Here is a 16,058-nt window from a genome sequence, read left to right as displayed (position 1 = left end):
GCCCAGCTGGCGGTGGCGGCGAGCGGGCGCGGCAGCGCGGCGCGGCCCTCGGCGATCTGCGGCGCCATGGTGGCGTCGTCCGCCCCGTCGCCCACCACCAGCGGCAGCGTCAGCACCGCTTGTTCCGGTACGCATTGTTCGTGGCTGCACACCAGCCAATCGACCTGCACCTCGATGGGCAAGGCGCTGCCCGGCACCATCCCGGCCGGCACGGCCAGCTCGGTCAGCAGGATGTTCCGCTTTTCATAGACATGGTTCATCAGGCCCGACACCACCAACGTGCCCGGCACCGGATATTTCAGCTCTGGCGGGGCGGAGACGCCGGCCGGCAGTTTCCATTCCACCCGCGACGGCGCGCCGGCATCACCGGGGTTCAGCCAATAGGTGTGCCAGCCCGCCCTGGGGGTGAGCACGATGCCCAGCGGCACTGGCTTGCCGGGCGCCGGCGTGCGGCTTTGCGCAATCAGTTCCACCCGCGTGTGCGGCTGGTCGCTGACCGGCGCGGCGAGTGCCGGCACGGCCAGCAGGGTGAGGATGATGGAGAGCAGGGCGCGAATCATTGCCGGCCTTTTGACAGCCTGCACGCCCAAGGGGAAGGCCAGCGCCGATTGGCCGCCCCCAAGGCCGGCTTTTGGTCACGCGCAGCCTTGCCAGCCAATGTTGGCCCGTGCAGTCTGTAATCATGTTCAAGATTGATCGCAGCGCCAACCGAATCCAGCCGCTTTCCGGGCGCAGTTTTTCCGAACTTGGCTTTCGCGAGCGCGAACATCTTCAGGAATGGATAGTTCAGCAGCCGGATTGCCTTGGTGAACCACTGCTGATCATCCAGAAGGAATTTTCCGGCTTCGATGGCACGTCGGAACGGCTGGACGTGCTGGCACTGGATCGCAACGGCCAGATTGTCGTGATCGAGAACAAGCTTGATGATTCCGGCCGTGATGTTGTCTGGCAGGCGATGAAATACGCGTCCTATTGCTGGGAACTGCGAACCGATCAGATCGTCCAGGTTTATCAACGCTTTCTGGACACTCAGGGTGGAGGCGATGCCCGTGCGCGCATCGCAGAATTTCTGGATGCCAGTGATGTGGAACAATTGCTGCTCAACAAGGGCGCTTCGCAGCGTATCATCCTGATTGCCGCGCGGTTCCGCCGCGAGGTGACATCCACCGTGTTGTGGCTGCGCAACTTCAAGCTGCAAATCCAGTGCATCAAGGTGACGCCGCATGCTTTGGGTGACGACCTGTTCCTCAGCTTCGATCAGATCATTCCAGTGCGCGATACCCAGGACCTGATGATCGGGCTGGTTGGCAAGGCCGAGGAGGAATTGGAAGTTTCAGGCAATGAACGCCAGAGGGAGCAGATTTATCGCGCCTTTTGGGGCCAACTCGTGCCCGTCTTGCGGCAAAGATCGTCACGATTTACCAACGTAAACACGTCAAATCAGAATTGGATCAGCTCCAATAGCCGGGGTATTGGTCACAATCTCGCTGTTTCGGGCAACTATGGTCGGGCAGAGATATATATCGACACGCAAAATGGCGAATTGAATAAAATGATATTCGACCAGTTATTTGCAAGTCTGGCCTCCACGCCGGAGGCATCGGGTTTGGTTTGGGAGCGCCTCGATCATCGGCGTGCATCGCGCATCAAGCTTGAAGGCCCGGGCAACATCTATGACCGGGAGACATGGCCCGACATGATCAGCTTCATGGTTGAAGCCATGGTGAAGCTCGAAAATCTGGTTGTAGAACCCTTGCGCTCGATCCATCGCAGCTGATTTCCCCTTAAGGCGATTGGCATAGGACGCTGCCGGGAGCGGCTCCGGGCTGGACACAGCCACCCAGAGCCGCTGCGCCGATCAGAACCTGGCGATCAGGGCCACGCGGGCGGTGCCGTTGCGATAGGGCAGGCCCACCTGGTAATCGACACCGTTCAGGGCAGCGATGCCGCGCACGTTGCTGTTGCCGGTGGCCAGCACCGACTGGCGGCCCAGATCGGTGTAGAGATATTCGCCGCGCAGGCTGATGGCGCTGGTCAGCTTGAACTCGGCGCCGGCGCCGATCGTCCAGCCCCAGCGCGCCTGGTTGCGTTCACCGGTCCAGGCCACGGTGGGGGCGCCGTTCACCACCACATCGGCATTGCCGCGCGTGTCGGCCACGGCCACGCCGCCGGTGGCATAGAGCAGCAGGTCTTCACCCAGGGTGGTGCCCAGCCGGGCGCGCAGCGAGCCACTGGTGCGGATGCGGCGGCTGGCGCTGGTGGTCAGGCCGTTGGGCGCCAGATCCGGGATGGCCGCGCCGGAGAAGCTGGCGCCGCCACGGGTGGTACCGAACAGCACGTCGGCTTCGAGGCCATAGACCAGCGTGCCCGACGAGCCGTTCCAGCCGGCGAGCACGCCGCCCCGGAAGCCTTCATTGTCGTCGAGCGACAGCGATGACGGCACGGTGCCGGCCGGCAGCGCCTGGAAGGCAGCGGTGCCTTCGGTCGGCGCGTTCTTGGAACCGTGCAGCTGCAGGCTGGCCACGGCGCCGGCATAGACGCCGTCGAACTTGGTTTCAGCCAGAGCGGGGGTGGCGGCCAGTGCCAGTGCGGCGATGGCCAGTTTCGAAACATTGTTCATTGTGAAGGACATGAGACGCTCCAAATGGGGGGTTGGAAATGCGCCCGTGACCAAATTTTCCTGAAGCCCAGATGAACCGAAGAGGGCGTGCGACGAACCGATGATTTTGAACGACAAGCCGTTGTTAATGAACATAATATCAGTATTTCTGAACGGCCTGTCGCGTACCGGAGGCACAATGAAAAACGCCGGGGTGTTGCCACCCCGGCGTTGATCTTGAACCGATGATCCGGATCAGCGCTTGCTGAACTGGAAGCTGCGGCGGGCCTTGGCCTTGCCATACTTCTTGCGTTCGACAACCCGCGGGTCGCGGGTCAGGAAGCCGGCCTGCTTCACCGGGGTGCGCAGGGCGGGTTCATACTTGGTCAGCGCCTGGGCGATGCCGTGCTTCACGGCGCCGGCCTGGCCGGAGAGGCCGCCGCCAACCACGGTGGCGACCACGTCATACTGATCACGGCGCTCGGCCACGTCGAACGGCTGGTTGATGACCAGGCGCAGCGACGGACGGGCGAAATAGACGGTCTGGTCACGGCCGTTGACCGTGATCTTGCCGGTGCCGGGCTTCAGCCACACGCGAGCGATGGCGTTCTTGCGCTTGCCGGTGGCATAGGCGCGGCCCTGTGCATCGATTTCCTGCTCGCGCAGCGGAGCGGGCGGGCCGCCACCACCGGTGTGCGCGGTGTTGACCGGGGCTTCGGCGTCGAGATTGCCGAGATCGGCGAGGGACTGGCGATTGTCAGACATGCTCTACTTCCTCAACCAGCGATCGTGGTGTTCTTGCGGTTCATCGACTTGACGTCGAGGACTTCCGGCGACTGGGCGACATGCGGATGTTCGGTGCCGGCGAAGACGCGCAGGTTGCGCATCTGCTGGCGACCCAGCGGGCCGCGCGGCACCATGCGCTCGACCGCCTTGATGATGACGCGTTCCGGGAAACGGCCTTCCAGGATCTTGGCCGGGGTGGTTTCCTTGATGCCGCCGGGGTGGCCGGTGTGGCGATAATAGACCTTGTCGGTGGTCTTCTTGCCGGTGAAGCGCACCTTGTCGGCGTTGATGACGATGACATTGTCACCGCAATCGACGTGCGGGGTGTAATTCGCCTTGTGCTTGCCGCGCAGGCGGTTGGCGATGATCGAGGCGAGGCGGCCGACAACCAGGCCTTCCGCATCGATCAGCAGCCACTTCTTTTCGACTTCCGCCGGCTTGGCCGGCGCCGTGATACGGGTGAGCATGGCGTTGATTCCGTTCTTCAAAATGCGAAACGGCCGAGGCATTGCGGCCCCGGCGTCGGGCTGCCATATGGTGGAGAGCGGACTGCAGGTCAAGGAAAAACCGGGGTTTTTGGCCTATGGTATCCTGATACCGTATCGGTTCAGGCCCGATCCAACACCAACTTGAGCCGTTGCTGGAGCGGCGCGATGGCGTCGCTGGCGGCCAGAAATTCACCAACGGCAAGCAGTTGCGGGCTGTGGCCTTCATCCCCGAAGCGGATAGAGGCGACCTCGGCCCTGGCAATATGGGCGGCGAGGAACCAGCCGGTGCCGCCGGGCGGGTGCAGGGAGGGAAACGGCCGCGCCCACCACAGGCGCGATTCGGGCAGCCGGAGCCCGAACTCCTCGTGCAACTCCCGCAAAACGCAGCCAGCCGGGCTTTCATCGCCCTCGCGGCCGCTGCCGGGCAGATCGATCAGGCCTGGCCAGGGGATGCCGGGCTTGTGGTCACGCCGGTAGGTGAGGATGTGGCCGTCAACCAGGGCGGCCAGCTTGGCGCCGGCGAAATCGCCGCCGTCCCACTGTTGAATCACGGGGAAATGATCACAGGCTGTGGGCCTGAAGGTGGCCGAGCATCGTCACCTCGAGCGTCTTCTCGTGTGTCGCCTCCAGCACCACCTCCGGCGCGAAGCCGGCCACGCGCGCCTCTTCCCAGCGGCCGGCACACAGGCACCAGCGGTCGCCGGGGTTCAGGCCGGGAAAGCCATATTCCGGCCGCGGCGTCGAAAGATCATTGCCGACCGACCGGCTGAAGGCCAGGAACTCTTCGGTCACCACCGCGCAAACCGTGTGAAGGCCGCGATCGGCTTCATCAGTGTTGCAGCAGCCGTCGCGATACCAGCCGGTCAACGGGTCTTGGCTGCAGGCGGCGAGCGGCCCGCCCAGCACATTCCTGGCGGTCATGCCCGGCCCCTTCTTGCCCAATGCGCGGCCCAGACCGTCGCCATCACCAGCAGCGCCGCGCCGGCCTGGTGGGCAACGCCAAGCCAGACCGGCACGTGATTCAGGATCACCGAAACGCCCAGAACGAACTGTGTCAAAACCAGGCCAGCCAATGTTACAGCCGGCCACCCGCCGCCCGCTCGCCAGACACGGCCAGCCACCAAAAGGACACCAAGGGCAACGAACCAGGCCAAACTGCGGTGGATGAACTGCACGCTCACCGGATCGGCGACCGCGTCCATGGCGCCATTGAGGATGCCCGGCGGCACCAGCGCGCCCAACATCAAGGGCCAGGTGTCGCTGGCATGGCCGGCCCGCAGGCCAGCCGTGAACGCACCCCAGATGATCTGGACGGAGAGCAGCGCGGCGAGCGGCCAGACCCAGGCGCGCGGCCGGTCGTGGCGGGGTTCATCGCCGTCAATGAGATCGAGCGCGGTCCACAGGCAGCCGGCCATGATGATGAAAGCATTGCACAAATGCACCGCCAGCCGCTCAGGCGCGACCTCGGTGCGATCAACAAGGCCGGAAGCGACCATCCACCAGCCGATCGCCCCCTGCAGCCCGCCCAGCGCGAACAGCGCGAGCAGTCGCGGCTTGTAACCGGCTGGAATCTGGCGACGAATCCAGAACCAGAAAAGCGGCAGTGCAAAGGCCAGCCCGATCAGGCGGCCGAGCAGCCGGTGGACATACTCCCAGAAAAAGATGTTCTTGAACGCGGCCAGGCTCATGCCGCGGTTCATCAACTGATACTGGCTCGACTGCTGGTAGAGCGCAAACTGCTGATTCCACTCGCTTTCCGTCAGTGGCGGCAGCGTGCCGGACACGACATCCCAACGCGTGATCGAAAGGCCGCTCTCGGTCAGCCGGGTGATGCCGCCGACCACGACCATGGCAAACACCAGGGCCGCAATGCCGATCAGCCAAGCGGCAACGGCGCGTTGCCCTGCCTTGGGGCGGGTATCAGAACGGGGAAGGGAGGCGGCAAGACTGGCCATGCCGCCTCCCTAATCGCAATGGCGCCGCCGGCCAAGCCCGCGCGGCGTCGCATCAATCCTTCTTGTCGGGATCGACGTAACGGAACGGGTCGGTCATTTTCGGCTTGGTCGGCAAGGGCTTGGCTGGCAGCGGCTTGTCGGCATTGGCCGCTTCCCACAGCAAGCTGGCCAGGATCACCGAGGCTTGGCGCAGGTCTTGCGGGCGCAGGTGATCAAAGGTGTCGACGCTGCTGTGGTGGACAGTGGTCTCGTAATCGAGCGGGTCCTGGATGAACTGGAACGCCGGCAGGCCCATGGCGGCCATGAACTCGTGATCGGTGCCGCCGGTGGGGCTGGCAACCACCTTGTCGGCCCCCATGCTGGCAAACGGCGCCAGCCATTCCTGCAAGGTCGGCACGGCGGCAAAATTGCCCTCGGCGTGGATGCCGCGCACCTTGCCACCGCCATTGTCGATGTTGAAATAGGCTGCCAGCAGGTTGTAATCGGCTTTCTTTTCAATCGGATACTGATTCATCCGGAAATCATAGGAAAGCCGAGCCTTCACCGGATCCGGGTTGGCCGGCCGGCTGGCAAGGTGGCGCTCGATATAGTTGGAAGAGCCCCACAAGCCCTGCTCCTCGCCCGACCACAGCGCAAAGCGGATCGTGCGCTTGGGCTTCACCTTCAGCGCGGCGAGGATGCGTGCCGCCTCCATCACCACGGCCGAGCCGGCGCCATTGTCGGCGGCACCATCGGCGGCCACCCAGCTGTCGAGATGGGCGCCGGCCATCACGTAGCCAGCCTTTGGGTCACTGCCCATTATGTCGGCCAACACGTTGTAACCATTGGGATCGCTATCATCGAACTTGACCTGCGAATTGATGGTCAGCGTTACGTCACCCGTCTTGGCCAGGCGGGCGAGGCGGCGATAATCCTCGGCGGTCAACTCCAGCCCAGTCAGCTTTGGCGTGTCGCGATGCTGATAGCCTTCGCCGTGCAGCAGGCCATTGTCGCGATAGCTCATGCGCACCCAGCCCAAGGCGCCTTCCTTGGCCAGGAATTCGTCCAACTGCTTGCCGAACTGGATATATTTGAACCAGCCATCGCCATCATCCGGCGAGGTCACTGGCTGCTGATATTCGTCGAGCTCGCCGATCGCCTTGTCGTCCAGCCGCTCGAAACCGGGCTTGGTGGCATCGGCCGGCGTCCGTGGGAGGCTGATGGCCACGATCTTGCCTTTCAGCTTGCCGGCCCACTCAGCAAAATGCCGCGGCTTGCTCATCGGGGCGACCACCAACGGCGCAGTGATGCCGCCGGTCGGCGTGGCCGGCGTCCACGCCACCGGAATGGTGCGCAGGCTCATGCGGCGCGGCGATTCAAGCGTGACACTGGCGCCTTCGATCGACCAGCCACGGCCAAAATCAAAGCCTTCGGTGCGCACGTTGCTCAGGCCCCAGGTCTTGAACTTGTCCTGGGTCCAGCGTTCGGCCATCCGCATGCCGGGCGAATTGGTCATGCGCGGGCCGATCCGGTCCGTCAGGTAGGCAATGGTTTCGACCACTTCGCCGCGGTTCATGCCTTCATCCGTGATGCGCGCCACCATGGCGAGATCGGGGGCGGCAGCAGCAGGCATGGCGGCACTGGCCAGCATCAGGGCAACGAAAGCGCGCATCAGTCGGTCTCCAAGCGGTGATGCGCTTGGTCTAGGCCGGCGCTCCTGGCATGGCAACGGGGCCGGAATGCGTAACCGAAATGGCTTGCACGATACAATGTGATAATGTTACATCTCTTGGCATGACGAAGCTCGCCTCCAGCCTGCTCGACCGAATCGCCATCGGGCTGTCGGGCCTGTGCCTGCTGCACTGCATGGCGGGCTTCGTGCTGCTCAGTCTGTTCGCGCTCACCGGTGACTGGCTCGATCACAGCGTCCATGTCGTCGGCCTGGGTCTTGCCATGCCGCTGGCTGCGGTGGCGCTGTGGCGCGGCTGGCGTCGTCATGGTCGCCTGCCAATCGGCGCCTTGGGATTTCTGGGCCTTGCCATCATGGCCGCATCGCTGGCTGTGCGCCATGGCCAGATGATCGAAATGCTGGTCTCCATGGCAGGGGTCAGCCTGTTGGCCGCGGCGCACTGGCAGAATCTCAAGGCGCTGCGCACCGCCTGAGCCATGGGCTGACGCACCATCTTGCGCCGGCGGGGCACAAGCCTGATATGAACAGCATGGCACATCCCGCCCACAGCCACGGCCAGCACCACAGCCGCGCCGATCTCGCCGCTGCCGCTCAAGCCCGCCTGACCGGCGCCGGCGAACAATGGACCCCACTGCGCGCAACCGTGTTCGACGCGCTGGCGCGTTTTGACCGCCCGGTCTCGGCCTATGATGTGACCGATGCGGTCTCGTCGGCCGCCGGCCGGCGCATTGCGGCGAACAGCGTCTATCGGATCCTCGATCTGTTCGTGGCCAACAATGTCGCGTCGCGGGTTGAGAGCGCAAACGCCTTCATCGCCAATGCGCATCCTGATTGCCCGCATGATTGCATCTTTTTGGTTTGCGATCGGTGCGGCGGGGCGACTCATGTCGATGATGACCGGATTACCAGCGAAGTGCGCGCTGCAGCGCGGGCAGCGGGCTTCACACCGGTGCGTCCGGTGATTGAGGTGCGCGGCATTTGCGCCAATTGTGCCTGATTTCAAGGCGATATCGAACGAATGCTGGCATTGGACGGCGCCGCTGTCAGGCCAGCATGACAGTCTTGATGACAGCGCCTGCCATAATCGCTAAGGGCAAACCCTTAAGTCTTTCAGCACGCGAGCCGTCCTCATGAAGCTTGAAACCCCGCTTCTCGACCAGGTCAACATACCGGCCGATCTGCGCCGGCTGGAGCCTGGCCAGTTGCGGCAGCTGGCCGATGAATTGCGGCAGGAAATGATCCACGCCGTCTCTGTCACCGGCGGGCATCTGGGCGCGGGCCTGGGTGTGGTCGAGCTGACGGTTGCCCTCCATTATGTGTTCAACACCCCGGACGACAAACTGGTGTGGGACGTCGGCCACCAGGCCTATCCGCACAAGATCATCACTGGCCGGCGCGACCGGATTCGCACCCTGCGCCAGGGTGGTGGCCTCAGCGGCTTCACCAAGCGCAGCGAGAGCGAATTTGATCCGTTCGGTGCCGCGCACAGCAGCACCTCCATCTCGGCGGCGCTGGGTTTTGCCATCGCCAACAAGCTGCAGAACAAGCCGGGCAAGGGTATTGCCGTCATCGGTGATGGCTCCATGTCGGCCGGCATGGCCTATGAAGCGATGAACAACGCCCGCGAGGCCGGCAACCGGCTCGTGGTCATCCTGAACGACAATGACATGTCGATCGCGCCGCCCGTGGGCGCGCTTTCGGCCTATCTGTCGCGCCTGCTTTCCAGCCGCAAGTTCCTGGAATTGCGCGAATATCTGAAGCAGGTTTCGGGCAAGGTGCTGCCGCCGCCGTTGAAGAAGGCCGCTGCCCGGGTTGATGAATATGCGCGTGGTTTCGCCCAGGGCGGGGGCACGTTGTTCGAGGAACTGGGGTTCTATTATGTCGGCCCGATCGACGGTCATAATCTCGATCACCTGCTGCCGGTGCTCGAAAATGTCCGTGATGCCGCCGAAGGCCCGATGCTGATCCATGTCGTCACGCAAAAGGGCAAGGGCTATGCCCCGGCCGAGGCGTCGGCCGACAAATATCATGGTGTCGTCAAGTTTGACGTCGTGTCAGGCACCCAGCACAAGGCTCAGCCCAAGGCGCCGGCCTATCAGAACGTGTTCGGCGACATGCTTATCGAGGAAGCCAAGCGCGACCCGAGCATCGTCGCGATCACGGCCGCCATGCCGTCGGGCACCGGTGTCGATCGCTTCGCCAAGGCCTTCCCGGAGCGCAGCTTTGACGTGGGCATCGCCGAGCAGCACGCTGTCACCTTCGCGGCCGGCCTCGCTGCCCAGGGCATGCGGCCGTTCTGCGCGATTTATTCGACCTTCCTGCAGCGTGCATACGACCAGGTGGTGCATGATGTCGCCCTGCAGAACCTGCCGGTGCGCTTCGCCATTGATCGCGCCGGCCTGGTTGGCGCGGACGGCGCGACCCATGCCGGCTCGTTTGATGTCACCTATCTTTCGACCCTGCCCAACATGGTGGTGATGGCCGCCGCCGACGAGGCCGAGCTGGCTGATATGGTGCACACCGCTGCCGTTTATGACGCTGGCCCGATCGCCGTGCGCTATCCGCGCGGCGAAGGCACCGGCGTTGCCATCCCGGAAACCCGCACCCGCCTGGAAATCGGCAAGGGGCGAATCGTGCGGCAAGGGAGCAAGGTGGCGATCCTGTCGCTGGGCACGCGCCTGGCTGAAGCGTTGGCGGCTGCGGGCACGCTCGACGCCAAGGGGCTTTCGACCACCGTGGCCGACATGCGCTTTGCGAAGCCGCTCGACATGGCGCTGATCCGCAAGCTGGCAGCCACCCACGAAGTGCTGGTGACGATCGAAGAGGGCGCCATCGGCGGCTTTGGCGGCCATGTGCTGACGCTGGCCAGCGACGAAGGCCTGCTCGATGCCGGCCTCAAGATCCGCACGTTGCGCCTGCCTGATGTCTATCAGGACCATGACGCCCCGGCGAAGCAATATGCCGACGCCGGGCTTGATGCCGCCGGCATCGTGCGTTGTGTGCTCGACGCGCTCCGGCACAACAGCGTTAACGCCGTGGATGAGGGCGCGGTCCGCGCGTGATCCGCACAGCCGTCCTGGCCCTGTTGCTGGCAACACCAGCAGCGGGACAGGTGGACCGAACCTGGCACTATATCCGCAGCAATGACGATGGCAGCCTGCCCGAGGCTGTGCATGTCCATGTGCCCGCGGCAGGCCAACTGGCGGTGATGAAGGCGGTTTCGCGCTGCACACGCGCCGCGCTGGTGACCGCGAGCATCGATCAGGCCACCGGGCAAGCCAGTGAGCTGGTCGGTGGGCAACAGGGCCGCGATGGCAACCAGCAGGCCTTTGCCTGGTTCCGCGAGGATGGTGCCGGCCAGCTCACCGCCCGCGCCGCCCTGCCGGATGGCGAGCTCCGGCTGGCAACGCTGGTCGGCACGCGGCCCTGGCATTTGTATGATTTCGATTTCGCCAGCCTCACCCTGTGGCTGGCCAGCCGGCCTGACCGGCGGGCGGGCTTCCGGATTGGCCTGCCGCTGCTGCTGATTGCCCCTCGGGGACCAACTTTGGCAGACCTTGGGGCAATGGATGGACATTTTCTGGGCGAGACGCAGGCGATGGGCCGGCCGGCGCTGCTGTTCCAACTGCGCGGTCCGGCACTGGCCGGCAAGACCGGTACGCTGCTGGTGGATGCCGGGCAGGGCCATATCATCGAAGCTCGCCTGCCCATCCCCAACCATGATGGCTATCGCGATTTCCGCCTGCGCCTGACCGGTGTCAGCGACGGCGCGGCAGCGTGGGCGGAAACCCGTGCGGCGCACTGGCGCGGCTGCAGGGCCGGTTGAAACTCCCCTCGACCGGAACGCCGCCAACCCGTAAAGCCCGGCGCGTGCACGCACCCGCCGCCCCTTCATCGCGCCAACCGAGCTTGGGCGAGATCCTGCTCCTGGGATCACTGACCGCCTTTGGCGCGGTGACGATCGATCTTTATCTGCCAACCCTGCCGGCCATCGCGCGCGATTACGGCACGTCCGCAGCGGCGGTGCAGTTGACGCTCTCCACCTTCTTCGTTGGCATGGCACTGGGGCAGCTGTTCTTTGGTCCGCTCAGTGATCGGATCGGACGCCGGCCCACCATCTTGATCGGCTGTATCGTCTATGTTGCCGCCAGCCTGTTCTGCGCCTTGGCACCCAACATCGAGGCGCTGGTTGCCGGCCGCTTCTTCCAGGCGTTGGGCTGCTGTGCCGCCATGGTCACCTGCCGGGCGATTGTGCGCGACCGTTATGACCATCGCGATTCAGCCCGTATTTTCAGCCTGTTGATGCTGGTCCTGGCGATCGCGCCGCTGCTGGCGCCCAGCATCGGCGGCTGGATCGCGATAGCGGCTGGCTGGCATGCCGTCTTTTACGTCTTTGTTGGCGTTGGTCTCGCCATTGCGGCCGCGGTCGGTCTGCGGCTGGAGGAAAGCCGCTCCATCGCCACGGCCCAGGCGGCGCGCGGGCAGGATGTGCTGTCTGGCTATGCCAGGCTGCTCGGCCAGCGGCGCCTCATCGGCTATCTGCTGGTCGGGGCGGCCAATGGTGCCACATTGTTCAGCTATATCGCCGCCTCGCCGGACCTGGTGATCAATGTGTGGGGCTTTTCCGAAGGCCAGTTCGGGTTGGTGTTTGCCGCCATCGCTGTCGGCATCGTCGGGTCGAGCCAGGTCAACCGGGCGCTGCTCAAGAGGCGATCGCCCGATACCATTCTGGCCTGGGCAACATTGGGGGCAGCCGTGGCCGGGGCGGCGCTGTGGCTGGTTGTCGACGCACCGCTGGTGATCTTTCTGCCGGTGCTGTTCGTGGCGCTGTCGTCGAACGGTCTTATCGCGGCCAATGCCTCGGCCGGCGCGCTGAATGTCGATCCCCTGCGGGCTGGTGCCATTTCCGGTCTGATGGGCGGCGTGAACTTCGGCATCGGCGCCCTGGCATCAGCCTTGGGCGCTGCCATGCATGATGGCACTGCACGGCCGCTGGCGTTGAACGTTGCCGTGGCCTTGCTGGTTGCTGCCGTGGCGTATCACGGCCTCGCCAAGCCGCGATGAACGGCCAGGCGCTGAGCCCACGCGCGCTGTTGCTGGCGCTGGCGGTGGTGACCGTGTGGGGCAGCAATTTTGCCGTGATCGGTGCCACCTTGCACAGCCTGCCGCCGCTGCTGTTTGCGGCACTGCGCTTTGCCGCGGTGGTGTTCCCGCTGATCCTGTTTGTGCCGCGGCCGGCCGTGTCGTGGCGCATCCTGGTTGGCTATGGCCTGGCCATCGGCGTGGGTCAGTTCGGCCTGCTGTTCATCGCCATCAACGGTTATATTGCTGCTGGCCTCGCCAGCCTGCTGATCCAGTCCCAGGTCGTTTTCACGATCGCGATGGCAATGATGACCAGTGGCGAACGGCTGAAGCCCTTGCAGGTGGCTGCCCTGGTGCTGGCGCTGGGCGGCGTCGCGGTGATCGCTGGAAACACCGGCGGCGAAGTTACCGTTACGGGCATCGCCCTGGTGCTGGGGGCCGCTTTCGGCTGGAGCCTGGGCAACATGGCCCAACGTGCGGCCGGCAAGGTTGATATGCTGGGCTTCATCACCTGGTCGTCACTGTTTGCCGTGCCGCCGTTGGCCGGCCTGGCACTGTGGTTTGAGGGCTTGCCAGCAATCGAAGCTGCGCTCCATGCTACCACGCCAACGATCTGGGCTGCGATCGCCTGGCAGGCGGTGGGCAACACGCTGTTCGGCTATGGCGCCTGGGGCTGGTTGCTGGCCCGTTATCCGGCGACCAGTGTCGCGCCGACGTCGCTGCTGGTGCCAGTGTTCGGCATGGCCTCAACCGCAATCTGGCTGAACGAACCACTGCCGCCGTGGAAGCTGCTGGCCGCCGCGCTGATTATTGGCGGCCTGGCGCTCAACCTGTTGGCGACCCGTCAGCCCGGCAAACGGAAGTTGTAAGGCTCGGTCTTCGCTGCCGCGGCAATCCACGCCGGGCGCGACTGCAGGCGCTTGGCATAGGCCGCCACATTGGGGAAATGCGCGCCCAGGCCCTGCACCGTGGCGATTTCCGCAATAAAGCTCATCATGATGTCGGCGCCGGACAATTCGTTGTTCACCAGCCAGTCGTTGCCGCCCAGGCATTGACTGAAATAGGCGACATGGGCGCCAATCTGTTCCTGGATGCGCGGCTGCAGCGGCGCTGCAGCCTCGCCCAGGCGGGCCGTGTAAAGCGCCAGCAGGAAGGGCGTCATCGCCGAGCCTTCGGCAAAGTGCAGCCACATCAAATAATCCTCATGCGCGTCCGTGCCTGGCGTGGGCATCAGACGGCCATTCCCGTGCTTGCGGATGATCCAGTCGGTGATGGCGGCCGATTCGAAGATGATCTTGCCGCTCTCTTCAATAACCGGGCTCTTGCCGAGCGGGTGCACCGCCTTCAGTTCGGGTGGGGCCAGATTGGTTACGGCATCGCGGCTGTAATGCTTGATTTCATATGGCGTGCCCAGTTCCTCCAGCAGCCACAGGATGCGCTGGGAGCGGCTGTTGTTGAGATGGTGAACGATGATCATGGCAATGGCCTCCGCAATCGAATCGGGTTAGGCGCACATCATGGCGATAAGCATCCCGGAAGACGAACTGGTTGAATCGTTCGTGCGCTCGAGCGGACCGGGCGGCCAGAACGTCAACAAGGTGTCATCGGCCGTGCAGTTGCGGTTTGACGTGGTGGCGTCTCCCAGCCTGCCGGACGAGGTGAAGGAACGGCTGCTGCGGCTGGCCGGTCGGCGCGCCACTGGAGACGGGGTGATCGTGATCAGCGCCAACCGCTTTCGCGACCAGGTGCAGAACCGGGCAGATGCGCGGGCGCGGCTGGCGGAACTGGTGGAAAAGGCCTGCATCCGGCCGGTCGTGCGGCGGCCGACACGCCCAACGCTGGGCTCGAAGCAGCGTCGGCTGACTGCCAAGACAGTGCGTGCCGGCATCAAGGCAGGCCGAGGCAAAGTGACCCCCGATGCGTGACCGACAGGGAATCTACGCTCTTCAAATTGCCGCGGGTGCGCACTAACTTGGGCTTGCTGCCCCGATTGCCCGAAAGGAATTCCACATGGCCGACAACAGCGAGAATCTCGAGACTCTGCCGACCGTCACTGAATCCGTTGAAGCTGCCGCCAGCCGGATCGAAAAGCTGAAGGGCGAGCTGAAAGACCAGGCCGACAAGGCCATCGGTAAGGCCAAGGAAACCGCCACGGCCGCTTATGACAAGGCTGCCGCAAAGGCCAAGGAACTGGCTGATATCGCGCCGGAAAAGGCGCGCGAGGTCAAGGAACGCGCCCAGAAGGTCGCCGAGGAGGGCACCGCAAAGGTGCGCGCCACCGTGCAGGAGCAGCCGCTCGCCGCCCTGGGCGCCGGTATCGCGCTGGGTTTCGTCGTCGGCTGGCTGCTGAGCGGCCGCAAGAAGGACTAAGCACGCGAGCGCCGTATCGGCGCTGCTGATGGGGCCTGATCCAGCTCAAGGCGAACATGTCGGAGTGCGTGCCGACACGTTCGCCTTTGCCTGAGTGACGTTTGCTGCGGGCTTAGTGATGCCCTTCCGGCGGCTCCTGCATGAGCTCGACCAGAACGCCCCCCGTATCGCGGGGGTGAACGAAGATCACAGGCACGCCGTGCGCACCCATGCGCGGTTCGCCTGTGCCCAGCACCGTCGCCCCGCGCGCCCGCATCGCATCGCGCGCGGCAATGATGTCCTTCACTTCGAAACAGACATGATGCTGCCCGCCATTGGGGTTCTTCTTGAGGAAACCATGGATCGGCGAGTCCGCCCCCAGCGGCTCGATCAACTCCAGCTGGCTGTTGGCAACATCGATGAAGGCGACGCGCACACCTTGGGCCGGCAGGTCGAAAGCGGCACTGGAAACGGTGGCGCCGAACAGCCGGCCGTACATGTCGACGGCATCTTCAATCGACGGGCAGGCGATGCCGACATGGTTCAGGCGGCCCAGCAGCAGCGGCGACAGATCGGACATTTCGCGCAGTCTCCTCGATGGATCGGCTCCCCCTTGCACGGCCGCCAAAAGCCGGCAAGCTGGGGATATGGTCTATATTGTCATCAACGCCGTCCCCATCGGCCTTGCCACCTTGCTCGCTCTGCTGATCGCCCAATTCGTTGATCGGCCCAAGGGGCCGGTCAGCTGGATGGTTGCCTTCATTGCCTCTGCTTGGTTGGGCGCGATCCTGGCCGGCGCGTTGATCCTGGCGCCGCCCAAGGCGCCATTGTGGGTTATGACCATCGGTTCAGCAGTGGTGATCTGGGCCGGCTTTGTGGTGCCGGCGCTTGCGACGTCGCTGTTGATGGCCGGCCAACGCTGGGGCCGCGTCGGCCGGGCCAGCCTGTGGTGGCTGCTGGTGATGGTGGCGCAGGCCGTGGTGATGCGGCTGGTGGGCCTCACCCCGCCGCCTGGCTAAGCCAGCGGTGAGGGTAGCGCATGGCCGCCAACGGGTTTAGGTTGCGGCCCAGAATTGGGGGACCAGCCGTGTCGGTGGCGAGGGCAAATCGAATGGCGAAGGGGGCGCAGG

20 protein-coding genes are annotated in these 16,058 nt (G+C 64.5%); 10 read left to right on the top strand and 10 right to left on the bottom strand.

The window, feature by feature from the left end:
* The coding region (locus GJ693_RS00725) for a protein-disulfide reductase DsbD domain-containing protein (RefSeq protein WP_268893140.1) at nucleotides 1-560 on the bottom strand (560 nt) is incomplete at its 3' end.
* 122 nt (nucleotides 561-682) lie between these two features.
* Between GJ693_RS00725 and GJ693_RS00720 the strand changes: the two genes are divergently transcribed.
* On the top strand, nucleotides 683-1,777 hold the full coding sequence (locus tag GJ693_RS00720; protein WP_156254415.1) for a DUF4268 domain-containing protein: 1,095 nt from the start codon (nucleotides 683-685) through the stop codon (nucleotides 1,775-1,777).
* 81 nt (nucleotides 1,778-1,858) lie between these two features.
* On the opposite strand, the gene GJ693_RS00715 is transcribed toward GJ693_RS00720, so the two are convergent.
* From GJ693_RS00715 to GJ693_RS00685, 7 genes are all read right to left on the bottom strand, one after another.
* Complete coding sequence (locus tag GJ693_RS00715) at nucleotides 1,859-2,620, bottom strand: outer membrane protein (RefSeq protein WP_197041846.1); 762 nt, start codon at nucleotides 2,618-2,620, stop codon at nucleotides 1,859-1,861.
* 234 nt (nucleotides 2,621-2,854) lie between these two features.
* Nucleotides 2,855-3,364, bottom strand: coding sequence for a 30S ribosomal protein S9 (gene rpsI, locus GJ693_RS00710; RefSeq protein ID WP_156254413.1), 510 nt, complete (start codon nucleotides 3,362-3,364; stop codon nucleotides 2,855-2,857).
* A gap of 11 nt (nucleotides 3,365-3,375) precedes the next feature.
* Nucleotides 3,376-3,852, bottom strand: a complete 477-nt coding sequence (gene rplM / locus GJ693_RS00705; protein ID WP_156254412.1) for a 50S ribosomal protein L13 — start codon at nucleotides 3,850-3,852, stop codon at nucleotides 3,376-3,378.
* Between the two features lie 140 nt (nucleotides 3,853-3,992).
* Nucleotides 3,993-4,424, bottom strand: coding sequence for an NUDIX domain-containing protein (locus tag GJ693_RS00700; protein WP_156254411.1), 432 nt, complete (start codon nucleotides 4,422-4,424; stop codon nucleotides 3,993-3,995).
* Nucleotides 4,425-4,434: 10 nt separating this feature from the next.
* Complete coding sequence (locus GJ693_RS00695; RefSeq protein WP_156254410.1) at nucleotides 4,435-4,794, bottom strand: DUF2237 family protein; 360 nt, start codon at nucleotides 4,792-4,794, stop codon at nucleotides 4,435-4,437.
* Nucleotides 4,791-5,828, bottom strand: a complete 1,038-nt coding sequence (locus GJ693_RS00690) for a COX15/CtaA family protein (protein ID WP_156254409.1) — start codon at nucleotides 5,826-5,828, stop codon at nucleotides 4,791-4,793. The genes GJ693_RS00695 and GJ693_RS00690 overlap by 4 nt, the downstream gene beginning before the upstream one ends.
* Before the next feature lie 52 nt (nucleotides 5,829-5,880).
* Nucleotides 5,881-7,479 (bottom strand): M20/M25/M40 family metallo-hydrolase, encoded by a 1,599-nt coding sequence (locus tag GJ693_RS00685; RefSeq protein ID WP_156254408.1) that lies wholly within the window; start codon nucleotides 7,477-7,479, stop codon nucleotides 5,881-5,883.
* A 122-nt stretch (nucleotides 7,480-7,601) separates the two neighbouring features.
* Here GJ693_RS00685 and GJ693_RS00680 point away from each other — a divergent pair, with 122 nt between their 5' ends.
* From GJ693_RS00680 to GJ693_RS00655, 6 genes are all read left to right on the top strand, one after another.
* Complete coding sequence (locus GJ693_RS00680) at nucleotides 7,602-7,970, top strand: MerC domain-containing protein (protein WP_156254407.1); 369 nt, start codon at nucleotides 7,602-7,604, stop codon at nucleotides 7,968-7,970.
* A 56-nt stretch (nucleotides 7,971-8,026) separates the two neighbouring features.
* Nucleotides 8,027-8,494, top strand: coding sequence for a Fur family transcriptional regulator (locus GJ693_RS00675; protein WP_156254406.1), 468 nt, complete (start codon nucleotides 8,027-8,029; stop codon nucleotides 8,492-8,494).
* 133 nt (nucleotides 8,495-8,627) lie between these two features.
* Nucleotides 8,628-10,559, top strand: coding sequence for a 1-deoxy-D-xylulose-5-phosphate synthase (gene dxs / locus GJ693_RS00670; protein WP_156254405.1), 1,932 nt, complete (start codon nucleotides 8,628-8,630; stop codon nucleotides 10,557-10,559).
* A 50-nt stretch (nucleotides 10,560-10,609) separates the two neighbouring features.
* Complete coding sequence (locus GJ693_RS00665; protein ID WP_156254404.1) at nucleotides 10,610-11,323, top strand: hypothetical protein; 714 nt, start codon at nucleotides 10,610-10,612, stop codon at nucleotides 11,321-11,323.
* Between the two features lie 83 nt (nucleotides 11,324-11,406).
* Nucleotides 11,407-12,561 (top strand): multidrug effflux MFS transporter, encoded by a 1,155-nt coding sequence (locus GJ693_RS00660; protein ID WP_235902518.1) that lies wholly within the window; start codon nucleotides 11,407-11,409, stop codon nucleotides 12,559-12,561.
* Entirely contained in the window at nucleotides 12,558-13,448 is an 891-nt protein-coding gene (locus GJ693_RS00655) for an EamA family transporter (protein ID WP_156254402.1), read from the top strand. Before GJ693_RS00660 ends, GJ693_RS00655 begins: the two co-directional genes overlap by 4 nt.
* On the opposite strand, the gene GJ693_RS00650 is transcribed toward GJ693_RS00655, so the two are convergent.
* The gene (locus GJ693_RS00650; RefSeq protein ID WP_156254401.1) at nucleotides 13,424-14,056 is read right to left on the bottom strand and encodes a glutathione S-transferase family protein; all 633 of its coding nucleotides are present in this window, start codon (nucleotides 14,054-14,056) and stop codon (nucleotides 13,424-13,426) included. The two genes, GJ693_RS00655 and GJ693_RS00650, sit on opposite strands and share 25 nt — an antisense overlap.
* A gap of 40 nt (nucleotides 14,057-14,096) precedes the next feature.
* Between GJ693_RS00650 and arfB the strand changes: the two genes are divergently transcribed.
* Entirely contained in the window at nucleotides 14,097-14,504 is a 408-nt protein-coding gene (arfB, locus tag GJ693_RS00645; protein WP_156254400.1) for an alternative ribosome rescue aminoacyl-tRNA hydrolase ArfB, read from the top strand.
* An 85-nt stretch (nucleotides 14,505-14,589) separates the two neighbouring features.
* Nucleotides 14,590-14,949 (top strand): DUF883 family protein, encoded by a 360-nt coding sequence (locus GJ693_RS00640; RefSeq protein ID WP_156254399.1) that lies wholly within the window; start codon nucleotides 14,590-14,592, stop codon nucleotides 14,947-14,949.
* A 112-nt stretch (nucleotides 14,950-15,061) separates the two neighbouring features.
* Here GJ693_RS00640 and mce read toward each other — a convergent pair whose 3' ends face one another.
* The gene (gene mce, locus GJ693_RS00635) at nucleotides 15,062-15,508 is read right to left on the bottom strand and encodes a methylmalonyl-CoA epimerase (protein WP_156254419.1); all 447 of its coding nucleotides are present in this window, start codon (nucleotides 15,506-15,508) and stop codon (nucleotides 15,062-15,064) included.
* A 67-nt stretch (nucleotides 15,509-15,575) separates the two neighbouring features.
* Here mce and GJ693_RS00630 point away from each other — a divergent pair, with 67 nt between their 5' ends.
* Nucleotides 15,576-15,947: a hypothetical protein gene (locus GJ693_RS00630; RefSeq protein ID WP_156254398.1), complete on the top strand. Its 372-nt coding sequence runs from the start codon at nucleotides 15,576-15,578 to the stop codon at nucleotides 15,945-15,947.
* The last annotated feature ends 111 nt before the right edge of the window (nucleotides 15,948-16,058 follow it).

It is taken from the genome of Sandarakinorhabdus oryzae (assembly GCF_009733735.1).
Classification (GTDB): Bacteria; Pseudomonadota; Alphaproteobacteria; order Sphingomonadales; family Sphingomonadaceae; genus Sandarakinorhabdus; species Sandarakinorhabdus oryzae.
Note: the sequence above shows the minus strand (reverse complement) of the source record. Positions and strands in the feature narration are given on the sequence as shown.

Bases quoted from the DNA above. Each gene is read 5' to 3' on its own strand.
- GJ693_RS00720 (WP_156254415.1), top strand. From the start codon at position 683: ATGTTCAAGATTGATCGCAGCGCCAACCGAATCCAGCCGCTTTCCGGG.
- GJ693_RS00715 (WP_197041846.1), bottom strand. From the start codon at position 2,620: ATGAACAATGTTTCGAAACTGGCCATCGCCGCACTGGCACTGGCCGCC.
- rpsI (WP_156254413.1), bottom strand. From the start codon at position 3,364: ATGTCTGACAATCGCCAGTCCCTCGCCGATCTCGGCAATCTCGACGCC.
- rplM (WP_156254412.1), bottom strand. From the start codon at position 3,852: ATGCTCACCCGTATCACGGCGCCGGCCAAGCCGGCGGAAGTCGAAAAG.
- GJ693_RS00695 (WP_156254410.1), bottom strand. From the start codon at position 4,794: ATGACCGCCAGGAATGTGCTGGGCGGGCCGCTCGCCGCCTGCAGCCAA.
- GJ693_RS00690 (WP_156254409.1), bottom strand. From the start codon at position 5,828: ATGGCCAGTCTTGCCGCCTCCCTTCCCCGTTCTGATACCCGCCCCAAG.
- GJ693_RS00685 (WP_156254408.1), bottom strand. From the start codon at position 7,479: ATGCGCGCTTTCGTTGCCCTGATGCTGGCCAGTGCCGCCATGCCTGCT.
- GJ693_RS00680 (WP_156254407.1), top strand. From the start codon at position 7,602: ATGACGAAGCTCGCCTCCAGCCTGCTCGACCGAATCGCCATCGGGCTG.
- GJ693_RS00675 (WP_156254406.1), top strand. From the start codon at position 8,027: ATGGCACATCCCGCCCACAGCCACGGCCAGCACCACAGCCGCGCCGAT.
- dxs (WP_156254405.1), top strand. From the start codon at position 8,628: ATGAAGCTTGAAACCCCGCTTCTCGACCAGGTCAACATACCGGCCGAT.
- GJ693_RS00655 (WP_156254402.1), top strand. From the start codon at position 12,558: ATGAACGGCCAGGCGCTGAGCCCACGCGCGCTGTTGCTGGCGCTGGCG.
- GJ693_RS00650 (WP_156254401.1), bottom strand. From the start codon at position 14,056: ATGATCATCGTTCACCATCTCAACAACAGCCGCTCCCAGCGCATCCTG.
- arfB (WP_156254400.1), top strand. From the start codon at position 14,097: ATGGCGATAAGCATCCCGGAAGACGAACTGGTTGAATCGTTCGTGCGC.
- GJ693_RS00640 (WP_156254399.1), top strand. From the start codon at position 14,590: ATGGCCGACAACAGCGAGAATCTCGAGACTCTGCCGACCGTCACTGAA.
- mce (WP_156254419.1), bottom strand. From the start codon at position 15,508: ATGTCCGATCTGTCGCCGCTGCTGCTGGGCCGCCTGAACCATGTCGGC.
- GJ693_RS00630 (WP_156254398.1), top strand. From the start codon at position 15,576: ATGGTCTATATTGTCATCAACGCCGTCCCCATCGGCCTTGCCACCTTG.